The sequence below is a fragment of the Pseudothioclava arenosa genome (genome assembly GCF_002358085.1).
In the GTDB taxonomy this organism is placed as follows: Bacteria; Pseudomonadota; Alphaproteobacteria; order Rhodobacterales; family Rhodobacteraceae; genus Pseudothioclava; species Pseudothioclava arenosa.
Genome location: NZ_NTJD01000003.1, coordinates 259740 through 275322, shown reverse-complemented (window position 1 = coordinate 275322; position 15583 = coordinate 259740). Strand labels below are relative to the sequence as shown.

Annotated in this window: 16 protein-coding genes; 5 read left to right on the top strand and 11 right to left on the bottom strand. The window is 66.3% G+C overall.

From position 1 onward, the window contains the following. Positions 1–27 precede the first annotated feature (27 nt). Both CLN94_RS05635 and CLN94_RS05630 read right to left on the bottom strand, forming a co-directional pair. Positions 28–1872: an ABCB family ABC transporter ATP-binding protein/permease gene (locus CLN94_RS05635; RefSeq protein WP_096432010.1), complete on the bottom strand. Its 1845-nt coding sequence runs from the start codon at positions 1870–1872 to the stop codon at positions 28–30. 106 nt (positions 1873–1978) lie between these two features. Next, positions 1979–3226 carry a LysM peptidoglycan-binding domain-containing protein gene (locus CLN94_RS05630; protein ID WP_143598879.1) on the bottom strand — a complete coding sequence of 416 codons (1248 nt, stop codon included), beginning with the start codon at positions 3224–3226 and terminating at the stop codon, positions 1979–1981. Positions 3227–3336: 110 nt separating this feature from the next. Between CLN94_RS05630 and CLN94_RS05625 the strand changes: the two genes are divergently transcribed. Beyond that, positions 3337–3894, top strand: a complete 558-nt coding sequence (locus CLN94_RS05625) for an LOG family protein (protein ID WP_096432006.1) — start codon at positions 3337–3339, stop codon at positions 3892–3894. Here the strand turns inward: CLN94_RS05625 and rarD are convergent, their stop codons facing one another. The 7 genes from rarD to CLN94_RS05595 all read right to left on the bottom strand — a co-directional run bounded on the left by rarD (position 3895) and on the right by CLN94_RS05595 (position 10317). Beyond that, positions 3895–4791, bottom strand: coding sequence for an EamA family transporter RarD (rarD, locus tag CLN94_RS05620; RefSeq protein WP_096432233.1), 897 nt, complete (start codon positions 4789–4791; stop codon positions 3895–3897). A gap of 69 nt (positions 4792–4860) precedes the next feature. Further along, complete coding sequence (locus CLN94_RS05615) at positions 4861–5304, bottom strand: baeRF12 domain-containing protein (RefSeq protein ID WP_096432004.1); 444 nt, start codon at positions 5302–5304, stop codon at positions 4861–4863. Between the two features lie 132 nt (positions 5305–5436). Then, positions 5437–6036, bottom strand: a complete 600-nt coding sequence (locus tag CLN94_RS05610) for a superoxide dismutase (RefSeq protein WP_096432002.1) — start codon at positions 6034–6036, stop codon at positions 5437–5439. Between the two features lie 231 nt (positions 6037–6267). Next, positions 6268–6435 (bottom strand): hypothetical protein, encoded by a 168-nt coding sequence (locus CLN94_RS13955; protein WP_179300244.1) that lies wholly within the window; start codon positions 6433–6435, stop codon positions 6268–6270. A gap of 63 nt (positions 6436–6498) precedes the next feature. Then, complete coding sequence (locus CLN94_RS05605) at positions 6499–7050, bottom strand: sarcosine oxidase subunit gamma (RefSeq protein ID WP_096432000.1); 552 nt, start codon at positions 7048–7050, stop codon at positions 6499–6501. Next, on the bottom strand, positions 7043–9997 hold the full coding sequence (locus CLN94_RS05600; protein ID WP_096431998.1) for a sarcosine oxidase subunit alpha family protein: 2955 nt from the start codon (positions 9995–9997) through the stop codon (positions 7043–7045). The genes CLN94_RS05605 and CLN94_RS05600 overlap by 8 nt, the downstream gene beginning before the upstream one ends. Continuing rightward, entirely contained in the window at positions 9994–10317 is a 324-nt protein-coding gene (locus CLN94_RS05595) for a sarcosine oxidase subunit delta (RefSeq protein WP_096431996.1), read from the bottom strand. The genes CLN94_RS05600 and CLN94_RS05595 overlap by 4 nt, the downstream gene beginning before the upstream one ends. Positions 10318–10477: 160 nt before the next feature. On the opposite strand from CLN94_RS05595, the gene CLN94_RS13950 reads away from it, so the two are divergent. Further along, entirely contained in the window at positions 10478–10624 is a 147-nt protein-coding gene (locus CLN94_RS13950) for a hypothetical protein (protein WP_179300243.1), read from the top strand. A gap of 2 nt (positions 10625–10626) precedes the next feature. Here CLN94_RS13950 and CLN94_RS05585 read toward each other — a convergent pair whose 3' ends face one another. Then, positions 10627–11874 carry a sarcosine oxidase subunit beta family protein gene (locus tag CLN94_RS05585; RefSeq protein ID WP_096431992.1) on the bottom strand — a complete coding sequence of 416 codons (1248 nt, stop codon included), beginning with the start codon at positions 11872–11874 and terminating at the stop codon, positions 10627–10629. Between the two features lie 227 nt (positions 11875–12101). On the opposite strand from CLN94_RS05585, the gene ccmI reads away from it, so the two are divergent. The 3 genes from ccmI to CLN94_RS05570 are packed head-to-tail and all read left to right on the top strand — an operon-like array spanning position 12102 to position 14328. Further along, positions 12102–13628, top strand: coding sequence for a c-type cytochrome biogenesis protein CcmI (gene ccmI, locus CLN94_RS05580; RefSeq protein WP_096431990.1), 1527 nt, complete (start codon positions 12102–12104; stop codon positions 13626–13628). Further along, positions 13625–14101 carry a Holliday junction resolvase RuvX gene (gene ruvX / locus CLN94_RS05575; protein ID WP_096431988.1) on the top strand — a complete coding sequence of 159 codons (477 nt, stop codon included), beginning with the start codon at positions 13625–13627 and terminating at the stop codon, positions 14099–14101. Before ccmI ends, ruvX begins: the two co-directional genes overlap by 4 nt. Then, on the top strand, positions 14098–14328 hold the full coding sequence (locus CLN94_RS05570; protein ID WP_096431986.1) for a DUF1289 domain-containing protein: 231 nt from the start codon (positions 14098–14100) through the stop codon (positions 14326–14328). The genes ruvX and CLN94_RS05570 overlap by 4 nt, the downstream gene beginning before the upstream one ends. Positions 14329–14397: 69 nt before the next feature. Here the strand turns inward: CLN94_RS05570 and CLN94_RS05565 are convergent, their stop codons facing one another. After that, positions 14398–15420: an ABC transporter ATP-binding protein gene (locus tag CLN94_RS05565; protein WP_096432231.1), complete on the bottom strand. Its 1023-nt coding sequence runs from the start codon at positions 15418–15420 to the stop codon at positions 14398–14400. Positions 15421–15583: the final 163 nt, after the last annotated feature.

The window sequence follows — 15583 nt, the reverse complement described above, 5'->3', positions numbered from 1 at the left end:
GCCTTTGCAGTTCCGGGGGCTGGCCGCTTACTCGGCAGCCTCGCCCGCCTCTTCTTCCTCTTCGGCGGACTGGCGCGCCCACATCTGCGCATAGCGCCCTTTGTGCGCCAGAAGCTCTTCGTGGCGGCCACGCTCGACCACCTCGCCCTTTTCCAGCACCACGATGCAATCGGCATCGACGATGGTCGAGAGCCGGTGCGCGATGGTGATCACCGTGCGCCCCTCGCCCATCGCCTTCAGGCTGGTCTGGATGTCGCGCTCGGTCTGGGTGTCGAGCGCCGAGGTCGCCTCGTCCAGAAGCAGGATCGGCGGGTTTTTCAGGATCGTGCGGGCAATGCCCACGCGCTGCTTTTCACCGCCCGACAGCTTCAGCCCGCGCTCGCCCACGGCGGTGTTGTAGCCCTCGGGCAGGCTCATCACGAAGTCATGGATCTTGGCGGCCTTGGCGGCGGCGATGATCTCGGCCTCGCTCGCGCCATCACGGCCATAGGCGATGTTGTAGCGGATCGTGTCGTTGAACAGCACCGTGTCCTGCGGCACCACCCCGATCGCGGCCTGCAGGCTGTCCTGCGTCACGTCGCGAATATCCTGCCCGTCGATGCGAATGGCCCCGCCGGTGACCTCGTAAAACCGGAACATCAGTCGCCCGATCGTCGATTTCCCCGAGCCCGAGGGCCCGACAAGCGCCACCGTCTGCCCCGCCGGAACCTCCAGCGAGACCCCCTTCAGGATCGGGCGCGACGGGTCGTAATGGAACTCGACCTTGTCGAAGCTGATCGCACCGCCTTGCACTTTCAGAGCATTTGCACCGGGTTTATCCTCGATTTCCGCGGGTTGATGCAACAAATCGAACATCTCGCCCATATCGACCAGCGCCTGGCGGATTTCGCGATAGACCGTGCCAAGGAAGCCCAGCGGCATGGTGATCTGGATCATGTAGGTCTGCACCATGACAAAATCGCCGACCGTCAGCTTGCCCTGCTGCACGCCCAGTGCCGCCATCACCATCACCCCGATCAGACCCGTCGAGATGATCAGCGCCTGCCCGAAGTTCAGGATCGCGAGGCTCTGCCCGGTTTTCACCGCCATCGCCTCATAGCCCTCCATCGAGGCGTCATAGCGTTCCGCCTCGCGCTTCGCCGCGTTGAAATATTTCACCGTCTCGAAGTTCAGCAGGCTGTCGATGGCCTTCTGGTTGGCCTGGGTGTCGGCCTCATTCATCTGGCGGCGGATCGAGACGCGCCATTCAGTGACCTTGAAGGTGAAGGCCACATAGGCCGCAATCGTCACCAGCACCACCAGCGCATAGCGCCAGTCGAAGACGATCAGGAAGATGATCGAGACGAAGGTCAGCTCGAGGATCAGCGGTCCGACCGAGAACAGCATGAAGCGCAGCAGGAACTCGACGCCCTTCACCCCGCGCTCGATGATGCGGCTGAGGCCGCCGGTCTTGCGCGTGATGTGATAGCGCATGCTGAGGCGGTGGATATGGGTGAAGGTCTCAAGCGCCAGCGCCCGCAGCGCGCGTTGCGCCACGCGCACGAAAATCGCGTCGCGCAATTCGCCAAAGCCCACGGTCATGATCCGCGCGAGCCCGTAGGCGACCGTCAGCGCGATCGCCCCCACCGCCAGCGCCATCGTGCCCGAGGCTTCGCCCGCCAGCACATCGACCGCCGCCTTGTAGAGGAAGGGCATCATGACCGAGATCACCTTGGCCAGCACCAGCGCGCCCAGTGCCAGAACCACGCGTTTCTTCACCCACGGCGCGTCCTGCGGCCAGAGATAGGGGGCAACGGCGCGGATCGTGCGCAGGCTGCGCGCGCGTTCGCTCGCGTCGATCTTGCCGGAAACGGTGATCGTATTGGGGGGCATGGCTGGCCTCTTGGCTGGCATCGGCAATCGAAAAGGCCCGGGGGTCTGCCCGGGCCTTGCGCAACCTAATCGCTCGGGCAGGCCGAGACCAGCCCCGAAGCCCCGCTTATTGCGGCAAAGTGAAGACCTGCCCCGGATAGATCAGGTCGGGGTCGCGGATCTGATCGCGGTTCGCCTCGAAGACACGCACATAGAAGAAGCCATCGCCATAGGCCTCGCGCGCGATCGCCCAGAGCGTGTTGCCCTCGGAGATCGTGACCCGGCGCAGCGCGGCCCGCTCCGGGTCTGCGCCCGGCTCGGCCATGGTGGCGGGAGCCGCCTCTGCGCTGTCCGGCGCGGCTTCGACGGTGGACTCGACGGTAGGCTCGGCGCTGGCGTCGAGCGCCGGGCGGGTCGCCCCCGATCCCGCGCCCGTGACCGCCTGAAGCCCTTGGGCCTCGGCCTCGGCGCGTGCGGCCAGCCGGTCCTCGGCCATCGCGCTGAGAGGTACTGGCATGGCTTCGGGCGCCACGTCCGGCTCCGCCGCGACGCCTTCAACCTCGGTTTCGGCCCGCGCGATCACCTTGCCCGCCGCATCCAGCGCATCGACGCGCAACAGATGCGCGCCGGCACCAAAAGCGGGCAACTCGATCTGCCAAGCGCCCTCCGCATCCGGCGCGGCCAGACCGACCTCGGCATTGTCGAGATAGGCGCGCAGAACCGCGCCCGCGGGCGCACCGCGCCCCGCGATCACCTGCCCTGCTCCCGCCAGATTCGAGAGCGTGTCGATCACCAGCGTTTCGGCGGCAGCCGCCAGCACCCGCACGCCATCGGCCCCCGCGACCAGAACCTTGCCGCTAGTCCCGCCAGCCTCGACCACAAGGCTTTCGGCGCCTTCGCGCGCGACGCCATCGGCGCCAGTGACGCGCAGCGTGAGCAGGCGATCGTCCGCCGAAGCGCCCGCCTCCAGAAGTATCGAGTACTCGCCCCGCTCGGTCGCCCGGACCTCACCGATCTTGGCGCCGTTCAGCATCACCTCGACCAGCGCGCCGGGCTCGGCCGTGCCGGCGACCACAAGGCCACCGTCGGGCGCCCCGCGCAACAGATCGAACTGCGTCTCGGCCAGATCGGGCGCCTCCGCGGGCGCCGGGTCCGCCGCAACCTCGACAGCAGGCTCCGCCGTCGCATCGGGCACTGCGGCCGGTTCGACCGGCGCGGGCTCGGGCTCGGGCGCGACTGCCGCGACCGGCTCGGGCGCCATCGCTTCGGGCGCGGGCTTTTGCCCGCTCCAGACCAGCCATCCCAGAATGACAGCCACCACGGCCAGAACTCCCGTCGCAATCCCTGCGAACATACCACCCGATCGCTTGCTCATGCGTCGCCCCTGTCGTTTCGTTGTCATCGCGGCGTCACGCGCCTTGAGGCACAGTAGCAACCCGGCTATCACCTCTCAAGAACTCCGCTCATGCGACATAAGGAGCCCCCATGACCCAATCCCAGCGTTCCGTCTGTGTTTTCTGCGGCTCGCGCGCGGGCGCCCGCCCGAGCTACACCGAAGCCGCGCGCGAGACCGGCGCGATGCTGGCCATGCGTGGCTGGCGGCTGGTTTACGGCGCGGGCGATGTGGGCCTGATGGGCGAGGTCGCCCGCGCGACGCAGGCTGCGGGCGGCGCGACCTTCGGCGTGATCCCCGAGCATCTCTTTCCGCGCGAGGTCGGCAAGCGCGACCTGTCGTCCTTCATCGTCACCGAGAACATGCACGAGCGCAAAAAGGTGATGTTCATGAACTCGGACGCGATCGTAGTGCTTCCGGGTGGCGCGGGGTCGCTGGATGAATTCTTCGAGGTCCTGACCTGGCGCCAGATCGGCCTCCACAAGAAGCCGATTTTCCTTTTGGATACGGATGGTTACTGGCAGCCCCTGATCCGCCTCGTCGAGCATGTGATCGCCGAGGGTTTCGCCGACCCAAGCCTGATGGATCTGGTCATCAGCGCGCCCGATGTGCCCGCGCTTGAAGCGCGGCTGACCGAGGCGCTGTCCTGATCAGGCCCGCGCGGGGCGGGGCCGCCCGCGCAGGCTCAGCACCGAATAGATCGCGATCGCGGCCCAGATCAGCCCCAATGCGATCGCGTGCCAGACCGTGACCGGCTCGCCGAAGGCCAGCGCCGCGACGGCAAATTGCAGCGTCGGGTTGAGGTATTGCACCAGCCCCACCGTGGCCATCCGCACCCGCTGCGCGGCATAGGAAAACAGCATCAGCGGCCCGCCCGTCAGCACGCCCGAAAACGCCAGCATCACCGACTGGCCAATCTCGCGGCCGAAATGCCCGCCCTGCCCGTCGCCCATCCAGCCCTCATGCAGCGCCCAGAGCACCGCAAAAGCCGCCGGTGCCAGCAACAGGGTCTCGCCCAGAACCGAGACTGCCGAGCCGATCGAGAGGCGTTTTTTGATCAGCCCATAGGCGCCAAAGGTGGTGGCCAGGATCAGCGGGATCCAGGGCGCGACGCCAAGGCCCAGGCCCAGCACCGCAACCCCCGTCCCCGCCAGCGCCACCGAGGCCCATTGCCCCCGGCTCATCTCTTCGCCGATCACCATCCAGCCCAGCGCCACCGCGACCAGCGGAAAGATGTAATAGCCGAAGGAAGCCTCGATTGCGTGACCTTCCTGCACCGACCAGATGAACACGAACCAGTTGACCGAAATCAGCACCGCAGTGGCCAGAAGCCGCCAGATCGCGCTGGAACGCAGCGCCGAGACCAGTTCGTCCAACCGCCCCTTGAGCGCGAGCACCACGCCCAGAAACACCATCGACCAAAGCGTGCGATGCGCCAAAACCTCAAGCGGCGGCACCTCGGAGAGCGCCTTGTAATACAGCCCCGACAGCCCCCAGACCACGCAGGCCAGAACCATCGCCACCGTACCTTTGGTCGATTCTTGCATCACGCCTGCCCCGGGTTTCCCGGCGCCACGCTGACCGAAAGCGCCGGGAAAGGAAAGGGGCGGAGACGATCAGAGCGTGTCGATTTCCCGCGCGACGATCTTGCCGATCTCGGGCAGAGGATGCTTGGTCAGGGTCTTGTCGATCTCGGCCACGACATGGGCCGCAAGCCCCTCGGGCATCGCCGCGCGCAAAGCCCCCAGAACCTGTGGCGGCGCGACCAGAACCAGCTTGTCAAAGGCGCCCCTCACCTGCGCCCGCGCCAGATCCCCGGCCAGATCGGCCATGAACCCTTCGGCATTGAGACGCGTGTAATCGGGCACCTCCATTGCCGAACGCTGACCCGCACCGACATCGGCCCGCCGCCCCGGCGCATCCGAGGCGATCACCACCTCGGGCGCCTCCTCACGGCGCACAAAGCTCAGCTTCGGATCAAGCCCCGTCCCCTCGTTCTTCAGGACCAGGGCCTTTTCCGAATCCGCGACAACAATCCAGAGTCCTTTGGACAGCAGCATGACGACCTCCTCTTGTCTTGCTTCAGCCTTCAAGATGGGGGTCGGAGCCCGGTTTTACCAGAAGCCGGGCCAAAAACGCAAAAGGCCCGCCGAGGATGCGGCGGGCCATCGAAACTGTCGTTCCGGGCGGGATCAGAGGCGCGAAGCCACGTTTTCCCAGTTCACCAGCTTGTCGAGGAAGTTCGACAGGTAAGCCGGACGCTTGTTGCGGAAGTCGATGTAATAGGAGTGTTCCCACACGTCGCAGCCCAGAAGCGCGGTCTGGCCGAAGCAAAGCGGGTTCACACCGTTTTCGGTCTTGGTGACCTTGAGGCCGCCGTCGGTGTCCTTCACCAGCCAGCACCAGCCCGAGCCGAACTGGCCCGCGCCCGCGGCGGCGAAATCTTCCTTGAATTTATCGACCGAACCAAAGCTCTCGACGATCGCCTTGTCCAGCTCGCCCGGCATCGCCTTGCCGCCCGGGCCCATCATTTCCCAGAACTGGGCGTGGTTCCAATGCTGCGAGGCGTTGTTGAAGATGCCGTTCTGCGCAACCGCGCCGGCCTGATAGGTGCCGCGCACGATGTCTTCGAGCGACTTGCCTTCCCATTCGGTCCCAGCGATCAGCTTGTTGCCGTTGTCGACATAGGCCTTGTGGTGCAGGTCGTGGTGGTATTCCAGCGTCTCTTTCGACATGCCAAGCGCTTCGAGCGCGTCATGGGCATAGGGAAGATCGGGGAGTTCGAAAGCCATAAGTCTCGTCCTTCAATGGGTTCGCATGTTGACCCTTATAGAAGCGCGCCCACGCCAGAGGTCAAGGGCGGGCGGATCGAAAAAAGGCGAAAGGGGCGCTGCCCCCTCTTGGCCTGAGGGCCAATTCACCCCCGGAGTATTTTGGGCTCGATGAAAAGAGAGATCCGGCCTTTCACTGAGCCGGAAATACTCTGGGGGAGGCCGCCGCAGGCGGGCGGGGGCAAAGCCCCCTCAGCCTTTCGGATCGGTCTTTTTCGCCGCCGCCTTCATCCGGGCAAGCAGTTCTGCCTTGGGGGCGCGGACACCGTAGGGGTTTTTCTCGGAGCCCTTGATATTGTGTTCGGTGTGGCGCGGGGCGTTCTTGCCCTGTTTCGGCCCGCCCGATTTGCTGTAATCCATCGCGTCTCTCCTGCTGCGGTCCCTCTTCCCTGCCGCAAATCGGCAGGCACCGCAAGCAAGGGATCAGGACAGCTCGCCCCCCTTGCGCGCCGAGACCTCGAGCAGGTCAAACACATAGCCCGCGACCGAGCGGAAACAGATCAGCGAGATCTCGGCCTCGTCCGAGCGCCAGAGCGCGACCGCCACCTGCGCCGCGCGGGTGCGGCGGATCTCTCCGTCGGGCAAGAGCGCGAAATCGACCGGGCAGAGCTTGGTCAGCACCTGATCCGCCTTGGTGCCGTTCACCCGGAACAGCGCGCGCGCGTCCGAGACATCGACCACCAGCGCATGCTCTTTCGCCAGCGCCTCCGAGAGCTGCGCGACCAGCGCGGGTGCTTCGGCATAGGCGCAGATCAGCAAAAGCTCGTCGGGGCTCATCCAGGCGATCTGGCGCCCCTCGGCGCTTTCGATCCGGCGTTGGCCCGGCACCGGCAGGCCCAGCGCCTTCAGCGCCTTGGCCAGCGCCTTCGTGCCCAGATCGGCGCGGATCGTGACCATGCCGACCAGCCCTGCTTCGGCCACATCGGCAAAGCCCTTGACCGATTTCCCGCCCAGCGCGGATACCGCCTCAGACATTGGCCTTCTCCCCTTCCTTGTCGTAGAAGCACGGATCGACGATCCGCGCCTTGTGGATGGCGCCGTTATCGCCCGGGAAGTCGAGCACCTCGCCCATCCGGTCCGGCCCACGCCGCACGAGGCCCATGGCGATGCCCTTACCCAGCGTCGGCGAGAAATAGGTCGAGGTCACGCGGCCCTGCACATTGCGCTGGCCGTTCGCGTTGTGGCCTGCGTCGACCGCATAGACGCCATCGGGCAGCACCGAACCATCGAGCGTTTCCAGCCCCACCAGCTTCCAGCGATCGGGGTCGGTCATGTACGAGCGTTGCTGCGCGCGCTTGCCGAGATAATCCTCTTTCTTCTTCGAGATCGCCCAGCCCAGCCCCAGATCCTGCGGGATCACGGTACCGTCGGTCTCGTCGCCGATCATGATGAAGCCCTTCTCGGCGCGCATCACGTGCAGCGCCTCGGTGCCGTAAGGCGTGATGCCGAATTCGGCGCCCGCCTCGGCCACGGCCTCCCAGAAGGCAAGGCCTTCGCTGGTCGGCACCGCGATTTCATAGCTCAGCTCGCCCGAGAAGGAGATCCGGAACACGCGGGCCCGGAAGCCGCCCAGCTCGCCCTCGACATAGGTCATGAAGGGCAGCGCCTCTTTCGAGACATCCATGCCGCCCAGCTTTTCCAGCACCGCGCGCGCCTTCGGGCCGACCACCGCGACCTGCGCGAATTGCTCGGTGAGGTTGGCGGTGTAAACCTTCCAGTCCCACCATTCGCATTGCAGCCAGTCTTCCATCCAGCCGTGGATGCGATCAGCCCCGCCCGAGGTGGTGTGGCACAGCCAGCTGTCTTCCGACAGACGCACCACCACCCCGTCATCCATCAGGAAGCCGTTCTCGTTGCACATCAGCCCGTAGCGGCATTTGCCGACCGGAAGGGTGCTCATCAGGTTGGTGTAGAGCATGTCGAGGAAGCGCCCCGCATCGGGCCCCTTGACCACGATCTTGCCCAGCGTTGAGGCGTCGAGCATCCCCACCTTTTCGCGGGTGGTCAGGATCTCGCGCTTGACGGCATCGCCATGCGCCTCGCCCGAACGCGGGTAGCAATAGGGGCGGCGCCATTGGCCGACGGGTTCCCAATGCGCGCCGCGCGCCGCGTGCCAACCCTGAATGGGCGTGCGCCGCAGCGGCTGGAACAGCTCGCCGCGCGCCTCGCCGGTGATCGCGCCGAAGCTGATCGGCGTGTAGGGCGGGCGGAAGGTGGTCGTGCCGGTGGCCGGGATCGGCCGCCCCAGCGCATCCGACAGGATCGCCAAGCCATTGATATTGCTCAGCTTACCTTGATCCGTCGCCATGCCGAGCGTGGTGTAGCGCTTGGTATGTTCGACCGATTCATAGCCCTCGCGCGCAGCCAGCTGCACGTCGGAGACTTTCACGTCGTTCTGGTAATCGAGGAAGGCCTTGAAGCGCAGCGCATCGGGCGCGCGCGCAGGCATCAGCCAGACCGGCTCGATCGCGCTTTCCTCGTCGGCAACGGCGCCAAGGCCGAACTCTTCCATGATCTCGCACAGACGCAGCTTGCCGTCGGCCGCACCGACGATCCGCGCCATCGCCTCGCCATCGGCGCCGGTCGGCGGGCGGGCATGATCGGGGCGGAACATCACCGCCGCCTCGTCCCAAAAGAGCTTGCCGCCGCAATGCGACCACAGGTGCACCGCCGGAGACCAGCCGCCCGACATCGCCACCGCGTCGCAGGCCAGCTCCATCACCACCGTGCCTTCACCGGCCTGACGGCACAGCTCGACCCCGGTGACTTCGGCGCGGCCCTTGACCTTGGCAATCCCGTGGCCTTCGTAGACCCGGACGCCGCGCGCCTTCACCGCGTCGATCAGCGGGCCACTCGCGGCTTCACGCGCATCGACCACACCAGCCACCTCAAGCCCCGCATCGAGCGCGGCCAGAGCGGTGCGATAGGCGTCGTCATTGTTGGTCACGACCACGAGGCGTTGCCCCGGCGCCACTGCCCAGTTCATGATGTAATCGCGCACCGCCCCTGCCAGCATCACGCCCGGCAGGTCATTGCCCGCAAAGGAAATCGGCCGCTCGATCGCGCCCGACGCGACCACGATCTGCCCTGCGCGAATGCGCCACAGCCGATGGCGCGGCTTGTCGCTGCCCGGCTCGGCGTCACCGACGCGCTGATAGCCGATCACATAGCCATGATCGAAGACCCCCGACACCATCGTGCGGTTGCGCAGCGAGACATTCGCCATCGCCTTCAGCTCGGCCAGCGCCGCCGCGACCCAGTCGGCCGCGTCATGGCCGTCGATCTGGCCGCCATCGACCATCGCGCGCCCACCCCAATGCGGGGTCTGTTCAAGAACGATCACGCGCTGGCCCTTGCGTCCGGCCTCAAGCGCCGCCGCAAGACCCGCGACACCGCCACCCGCGACCAGCACGTCGCAATAGCCATAGGCCTGCTCGTAACGGTCCACATCGGCATCTTTCGGCACTTCGCCAAGCCCCGCCGATTGCCGCACGATCGGCTCGAAGACATGTTTCCAGGCAAAGCGCGGGAACATGAAGGTCTTGTAGTAGAACCCCGCCGGGAACAACCGGTAGAGTTTGTCGTTGATCGCGCCCACGTCGAACTTGAGGCTCGGCCAGTGGTTCTGGCTGGTGGTGGTGGCGCCTTCAAAGAGTTCGGTCGTGGTGGCGCGCTGGTCGGGTTCGAACCGCGCCCCCGTGCCCAGACCCAACAGCGCGTTCGGCTCTTCGACGCCCGAGGCGACGATGCCGCGCGGGCGGTGATATTTGAACGAGCGGCCCACCATCGCCTGCCCCGCGCCCAGAAGCGCCGAGGCCAGCGTGTCACCGGCAAAGCCATGCATCGGCTGGCCGTTGAAGCGGAAGCCAAGCGGTTTCGAGCGGTCGATCAGGCGGCCGCCTTTGGTCAGACGCAGGCTCATTTCCAGCCCTCCCAGCCGGGTCGCTTCGCCTTCACGGCAGCGACGATGTCAGGATGCGGGCGCGGGTTCTGCGCCTTGTAGGTGCCGAACACCTCAAGCGTCGCGGTGCAGCGCGCGGCCAGGAACCACTTGCCGCAGCCATAGGCATGGCGCCAACGTTCGAAATGCACGCCCTTGGGGTTCTTGCGCGCGAACATATAGGCCTCGAAGTCTTCGTCCGACGAGCCCGGCCCGAACCGCTTCAGATGCGCCTCGCCGCCCGGGGCGAGCTCGGATTCCTCGGCATCGACGCCGCAATAGGGACAATGGAGTATCAGCATGTCAGCGGACCTTTCGGATGGAGAGGGCGCGGCAAGAGGGGGCTCCGCCCCCGCCCTGCGGGCTCCCCCGGAGTATTTCAAGCTCGATGAAACCTTCGACGAGCCCCTTTTCAGGGTAGCCGTGCGTCCCCATCTTGGATTGAGCACGGAGGTGACGCGCATGGGATTCTGGGGGGGTATCGCGATCTTGGGCGGGATGCTCGCAGTGGCCAGCCTTCTGGTCTGGCGAGGCTTTCGCACGCCCCCCGACGACACCAACAATCGCGCCAAGGGTGGCGGCGCGAAATGGGATTACTGGCGCGACTGACATCAATGCGCCACCCCCGCCGCCACGCTCTCGTCGATGAAGCGGCCTTCGCGGAAACGGATCAGCCCGAATTCGGCGGCCAGCGGCCCCGGTTCGCCCTTGGCGACAAGTTCCGCCATCGCCCAGCCCGACCCCGGAATCGACTTGAAGCCGCCCGTGCCCCAGCCGCAGTTGACAAAGATATTCTCGACCGGGGTTTTCGACAGAATGGGCGAGCGATCGCCCGTCATGTCGACGATGCCGCCCCATTGGCGCAGCATCTTGAGCCGCGAGATGATCGGGAAGGTCTCGACCAGAGCGCGGGTGGTTTCCTCGACGTGATGCCACGAGCCGCGCTGAGTGTAGTTGTTGAACCCGTCGGTGCCGCCGCCGATCACCAGCTCGCCCTTGTCGGATTGCGACATGTAGCCATGCACGAGGTTCGCCATCACCACCACGTCGATCGCGGGCTTGATCGGCTCCGAGACCCAGGCCTGCAGCGCCATCGATTCAATCGGCAGCCGGAAGCCCGCCATCTCGGCCAGCACGCTCGAATGGCCCGCGACGACCATCGCGAGCTTGGAGCAGCCGATCGCGCCCTTGGTGGTGTCGATGCCGACAACCTTGCCACCTTCGGTGCGCACGCCGGTGACTTCGCATTGCTGGATGATGTCCATCCCCATCGCCGAGCAGCCCCGCGCATAGCCCCAGGCCACCGCGTCATGGCGCGCGGTGCCGCCGCGTTCCTGATACAGCGCGCCCAGAACCGGGTAGCGCGGCCCCTCGATATTCAGGATCGGCACCAGTTCCTTCACCTTCTGCGGGGTGATCCACTCGGTCTCGATGCCTTGCAGGTTGTTGGCGTAGACGGTGCGCTGATAGCCGCGGCGTTCATGCTCGGATTGCGCCAGCATCAAAAGCCCGCGCGGCGAGAACATCACGTTGTAATTCAGGTCCTGCGAGAGATCCTCGTAGAGCGAGCGCGCCTTTTCGTAGATCGCCGCTGACGGGTCCTGCAGGTAGTTCGAGCGGATGATCGTGGTGTTGCGCCCGGTGTTGCCGCCGCCCAGCCAGCCTTTTTCGATCACCGCGACATTGCGGATGCCATGAACCTTGCCGAGGTAATAGGCAGTGGCGAGGCCATGCCCGCCCGCGCCGACGACGATCACGTCGTAATGGCTTTTCGGTTCGGGGCTTTTCCAGGCGCGTTCCCATCCGGCGTGAAAGCGCAAGGCCTCGCGTGCCACGGCAAACATCGAATAACGTCTCATGCCCATCTGGCCCTCCGTTGCGCGCGCCTGCCCCGAGGCTGCGCCGAATCCGGACAGCGCGGGACTTTACTGATTGATGGACCCGCCCGGCGCTCGATTTCCACCCCTAAGCGGCATTCGAGGGAAAAAACCGACATCGAGCCGCGACAATGCGCCCGCTCACGCGGTTGAGACTTCCCCCCCCGGCCCAATCCGCCTAAATGGGTCGCCAAGGAGTAGGAGACACCATGCTTTTCTGGATCTTGACCACTGCGCTGGTCGTACTTGTTGCCGCCCTGTTCGTCCTCGCGCTGCTGCGCCGGGGCGCCGATGCAACTTCGGGGGCCGCCTATGACCTGCAGGTCTATCGCGACCAGCTCGCCGAGATCGAGAAAGACGCCGCGCGCGGTGTCGTCGGCTCCGAGGAAGCCGAGCGCGCGAAGCTCGAAATCTCGCGCCGTATGCTGGAAGCCGACCGCGTGATGAAGGCCGAAGCCGCCGCGCCCCGCGCCCCGCAAGGCGCGCTGATCGCAGGGCTTGTGCTTGTTGCCGCGACGATGGGCGGGGCCTTCCTGCTGTATCAACGCCTCGGCGCGCCGGGCTACGAAGACCTGCCGGTTTCGAGCCGCCTCGCCATGGCCGATGAAATCTATGAAAGCCGCCCCTCGCAGGACGAGGCCGAGAAAGACGCCGCCGCCAAGCGCGCCGATGCCCCGCAACCCGAGGCCGATCCGCAGGTGGATGCGCTGATGGAGCGTCTGCGTCAGGCCGTGGCCGAGCGCCCGAACGAAATCCGCGGACTTGAACTGCTGGCCCGCAACGAGGCGGCCGTGGGCAATTTCCGCGCCGGCTGGGAAACCCAGCGCCGCCTGATCGCGGTCAAAGGCGACGCAGCGGATGCCGAAGATTACGCCACGCTCGGCGAATTGCAGGTCGTCGCGGCGGGCGGGTTGATCACCGCCGAAGCCGAGCAAGCCTTTGCCTCCGCTTTGGAAAAAGACCCGAAGAACGGGCTCGCGCTCTACTATCTGGGCCTGATGATGGCGCAGAACGCGCGCGGCGACCGCGCCTTTGACATCTGGGATACGCTCCTGCGCCTGTCCAAGGCCGACGACCCCTGGGTGCCGATGATCATGGCCAATATCGGGGAACTCGCCTGGATCGCGGGTGAGCGCAATTACACCCCGCCCGAGCCGCAAGCTGGCGCCCCCACGATCGCCGATCTGCAGCAGGCGGCGCGCGCGCCGATGATGCAGGCGCGTCAGGCGATCCTTGGCCCGAAACTCGCGGCGCTGAACGACAAGATGGCGGCCGAAGGCGGCGCGCCCGAAGACTGGGCGATGCTCATCGCCGGGCTCAAGCTGCTGGGTCAGGGCGAGCGTGCGGATGCGGTCTGGGGCGAAGCGCAGAAGGTCTTTGCCGACCGTCCCGAGATGCTCGAAACCGTGCGCCTGGCTGCCGAAGAAGGATGGCCGGGCACAGGTGACGCCGATGCGCCGGGCCCGACCGCCGAGCAGGTGCAGGCCGCCGAAGAGATGACCCCGGAAGAACGCCAGGAGATGATCCTCGGCATGGTCAACGGTCTGGTGGACCGGCTCGAGTCCGAGGGCGGCTCGGGCGCCGAATGGGGCCGCGCGGTGTCGTCTCTGGCAACGCTGGGCCAGGCCGAACGCGCCACCGAGATCTACGCCAAGGCCAAATCCGCACTGGCGGGCAACGAGGGCGAGCTGGCCCTCGTCCGTGAAGCCGCCGCCAATGCGGGGATCGCCGAGTGATCTGCGCCACGATCGAGGAATTCGCCGCCGCCCTGCCCGCCACCGGCGCGCTGGCGGGGCTGGACCTTGGCACGAAAACCATCGGCGTCGCGGTCTCGGACGGGTTCCGCTCGGTCGCGACGCCGCTTTCGACGATCCGGCGCCAGAAATTCACCCTCGACGCCGAGGCGCTGCTCAAGATCACCTCGGAGCGCGCGATCTGCGGGCTGGTGCTGGGACTGCCGATGAACATGGACGGCTCGGAAGGGCCGCGCTGCCAATCGACGCGGGCCTTTGCGCGCAACCTCGAAAAGCTGACGCCGCTGCCGATCGCTTTCTGGGACGAACGGCTCTCAACCGTCGCCGCAGAGCGCGCGATGCTGGAGGCGGACCTCTCGCGCAAGCAACGCGCCGAGCGTATCGACCATGTCGCGGCGGGGTTCATCCTGCAGGGCGCGCTGGACCGGCTGGGCTATCTGGGGCGCGCCGAATGAGCGACGAGATCTGGAAACGCGACGAGATCGAGAGCCCCTGCGTCAAGCTCTGCGCGATCCATCCCGAGGAAAAGATCTGTGTCGGCTGCTATCGCAGCATCGCCGAGATCACCGGCTGGTCACGCATGGCGCCTTCTGAGCGCCGCGCGATCATGGACGCCCTGCCCGACCGCGCGCCCCGGCTGCAAAAGCGCCGCGGCGGTCGCGCCGGGCGGCAAGAGGGGTAAGGGGGCGCTGCCCCCTCTGGCCTCCGGCCATTCACCCCCGGGATATTTCCGGCAAAATGAAAGCGCGGGTTATTTGCGCGGGAACACGAAGCAGCGATCGCGGCGGATCATCAGCCACATCGGCGTGCCGGGTTTCGGCAGGAACACATTGGGCACGGTCACGCGCAGGATCGATCCGTCGAAATCCATGCGGAACTCCACCAGGCTTTCGCGGCCCATGAAGCGCGCACGCTCGACCACGCCGCGCGCGGGCGTGCCGTCTTGCACCGTCGGGTTCGGGCCACGTCCGTTGCGGTCGAAGTCGATCTTGAGGTGCTGCGGGCGGATCACGATATCGACCTGCGTGCCGTCGGGATGGCCCGGCATCAGGAAGTCGCCGAAGGGCGTCGCCGTCAGCGCCCCTTGCACCGTGCTTTGCAGCACGTTGATATCGCTGAAGAAGGCGGCGGCGGCGCGGTCCACCGGCGCGTTATAGAGGTTGTAGGGCGCGCCGCGCTGGACGATCTTGCCGCCACGCATCAAGAGGATTTCGTCGGCCATGCGCATCGCCTCATGCGGCTCATGCGTGACCAGGAGCACGGCGGTGCCCTCCTCTTTCAGAAGCGCGAGCGTCTCGTCGCGGATACCGTCGCGCAGACGCTCGTCAAGGCCCGAAAACGGCTCGTCCATCAGCAGGATGCGCGGGCTCGGGGCGAGCGCGCGGGCGAGCGCCACGCGCTGCTGCTCGCCGCCCGAGAGCGCGTGGGGGAAGTTGTCGATATGCTTGGCGAGGTGCACGCGTTCAAGCAGGTCTTCGACGCGCGCGCGCTTTTCGGCCTTGGAGCCCTTGAGCCCGAAAGCCACGTTATCGGCGACCGACAGATGCGGGAACAGCGCGAAATCCTGAAACATCAGGCCGATGGCGCGGCGCTCGGGCGGGATACGGAACACGGTGTCGCAGACCAAGCTGCCATCGACGAAGATCTTGCCCTCGTCCTGCATGTCGACACCGGCGATCATCCTGAGCGTCGTCGATTTGCCGCAGCCCGAGGGGCCGAGCAGGCAGGTCACCTGCCCCGCCGGGATCGAGAAGGACACGTCATCCACCACCATCTGCCCGTCGAACACGCGCTTGAGCCCCTGCACCTCGAGGCGCGGCGGCTCGGCCTTGCGGGGCGCGGAACTGGGGGCAGGAGAGGTCTGGGCAGGCGTCACGCGTTATCCGATCAAATCGCTCAGGCGTTTTGCCCCGGATAGCAGGCCCGGCCTGCCGGTG

What these genes read in the sequence shown, in the direction of transcription:
- CLN94_RS05630 (WP_143598879.1), bottom strand. Translation starts at nt 3,226, where the DNA reads ATGAGCAAGCGATCGGGTGGTATGTTCGCAGGGATTGCGACGGGAGTT.
- CLN94_RS05625 (WP_096432006.1), top strand. Translation starts at nt 3,337, where the DNA reads ATGACCCAATCCCAGCGTTCCGTCTGTGTTTTCTGCGGCTCGCGCGCG.
- CLN94_RS05615 (WP_096432004.1), bottom strand. Translation starts at nt 5,304, where the DNA reads ATGCTGCTGTCCAAAGGACTCTGGATTGTTGTCGCGGATTCGGAAAAG.
- CLN94_RS05570 (WP_096431986.1), top strand. Translation starts at nt 14,098, where the DNA reads ATGAGCGACGAGATCTGGAAACGCGACGAGATCGAGAGCCCCTGCGTC.
- CLN94_RS05610 (WP_096432002.1), bottom strand. Translation starts at nt 6,036, where the DNA reads ATGGCTTTCGAACTCCCCGATCTTCCCTATGCCCATGACGCGCTCGAA.
- rarD (WP_096432233.1), bottom strand. Translation starts at nt 4,791, where the DNA reads ATGCAAGAATCGACCAAAGGTACGGTGGCGATGGTTCTGGCCTGCGTG.
- CLN94_RS13950 (WP_179300243.1), top strand. Translation starts at nt 10,478, where the DNA reads ATGGGATTCTGGGGGGGTATCGCGATCTTGGGCGGGATGCTCGCAGTG.
- CLN94_RS05600 (WP_096431998.1), bottom strand. Translation starts at nt 9,997, where the DNA reads ATGAGCCTGCGTCTGACCAAAGGCGGCCGCCTGATCGACCGCTCGAAA.
- CLN94_RS13955 (WP_179300244.1), bottom strand. Translation starts at nt 6,435, where the DNA reads ATGGATTACAGCAAATCGGGCGGGCCGAAACAGGGCAAGAACGCCCCG.
- CLN94_RS05595 (WP_096431996.1), bottom strand. Translation starts at nt 10,317, where the DNA reads ATGCTGATACTCCATTGTCCCTATTGCGGCGTCGATGCCGAGGAATCC.
- CLN94_RS05585 (WP_096431992.1), bottom strand. Translation starts at nt 11,874, where the DNA reads ATGAGACGTTATTCGATGTTTGCCGTGGCACGCGAGGCCTTGCGCTTT.
- CLN94_RS05605 (WP_096432000.1), bottom strand. Translation starts at nt 7,050, where the DNA reads ATGTCTGAGGCGGTATCCGCGCTGGGCGGGAAATCGGTCAAGGGCTTT.
- ccmI (WP_096431990.1), top strand. Translation starts at nt 12,102, where the DNA reads ATGCTTTTCTGGATCTTGACCACTGCGCTGGTCGTACTTGTTGCCGCC.
- CLN94_RS05635 (WP_096432010.1), bottom strand. Translation starts at nt 1,872, where the DNA reads ATGCCCCCCAATACGATCACCGTTTCCGGCAAGATCGACGCGAGCGAA.
- CLN94_RS05565 (WP_096432231.1), bottom strand. Translation starts at nt 15,420, where the DNA reads ATGGTGGTGGATGACGTGTCCTTCTCGATCCCGGCGGGGCAGGTGACC.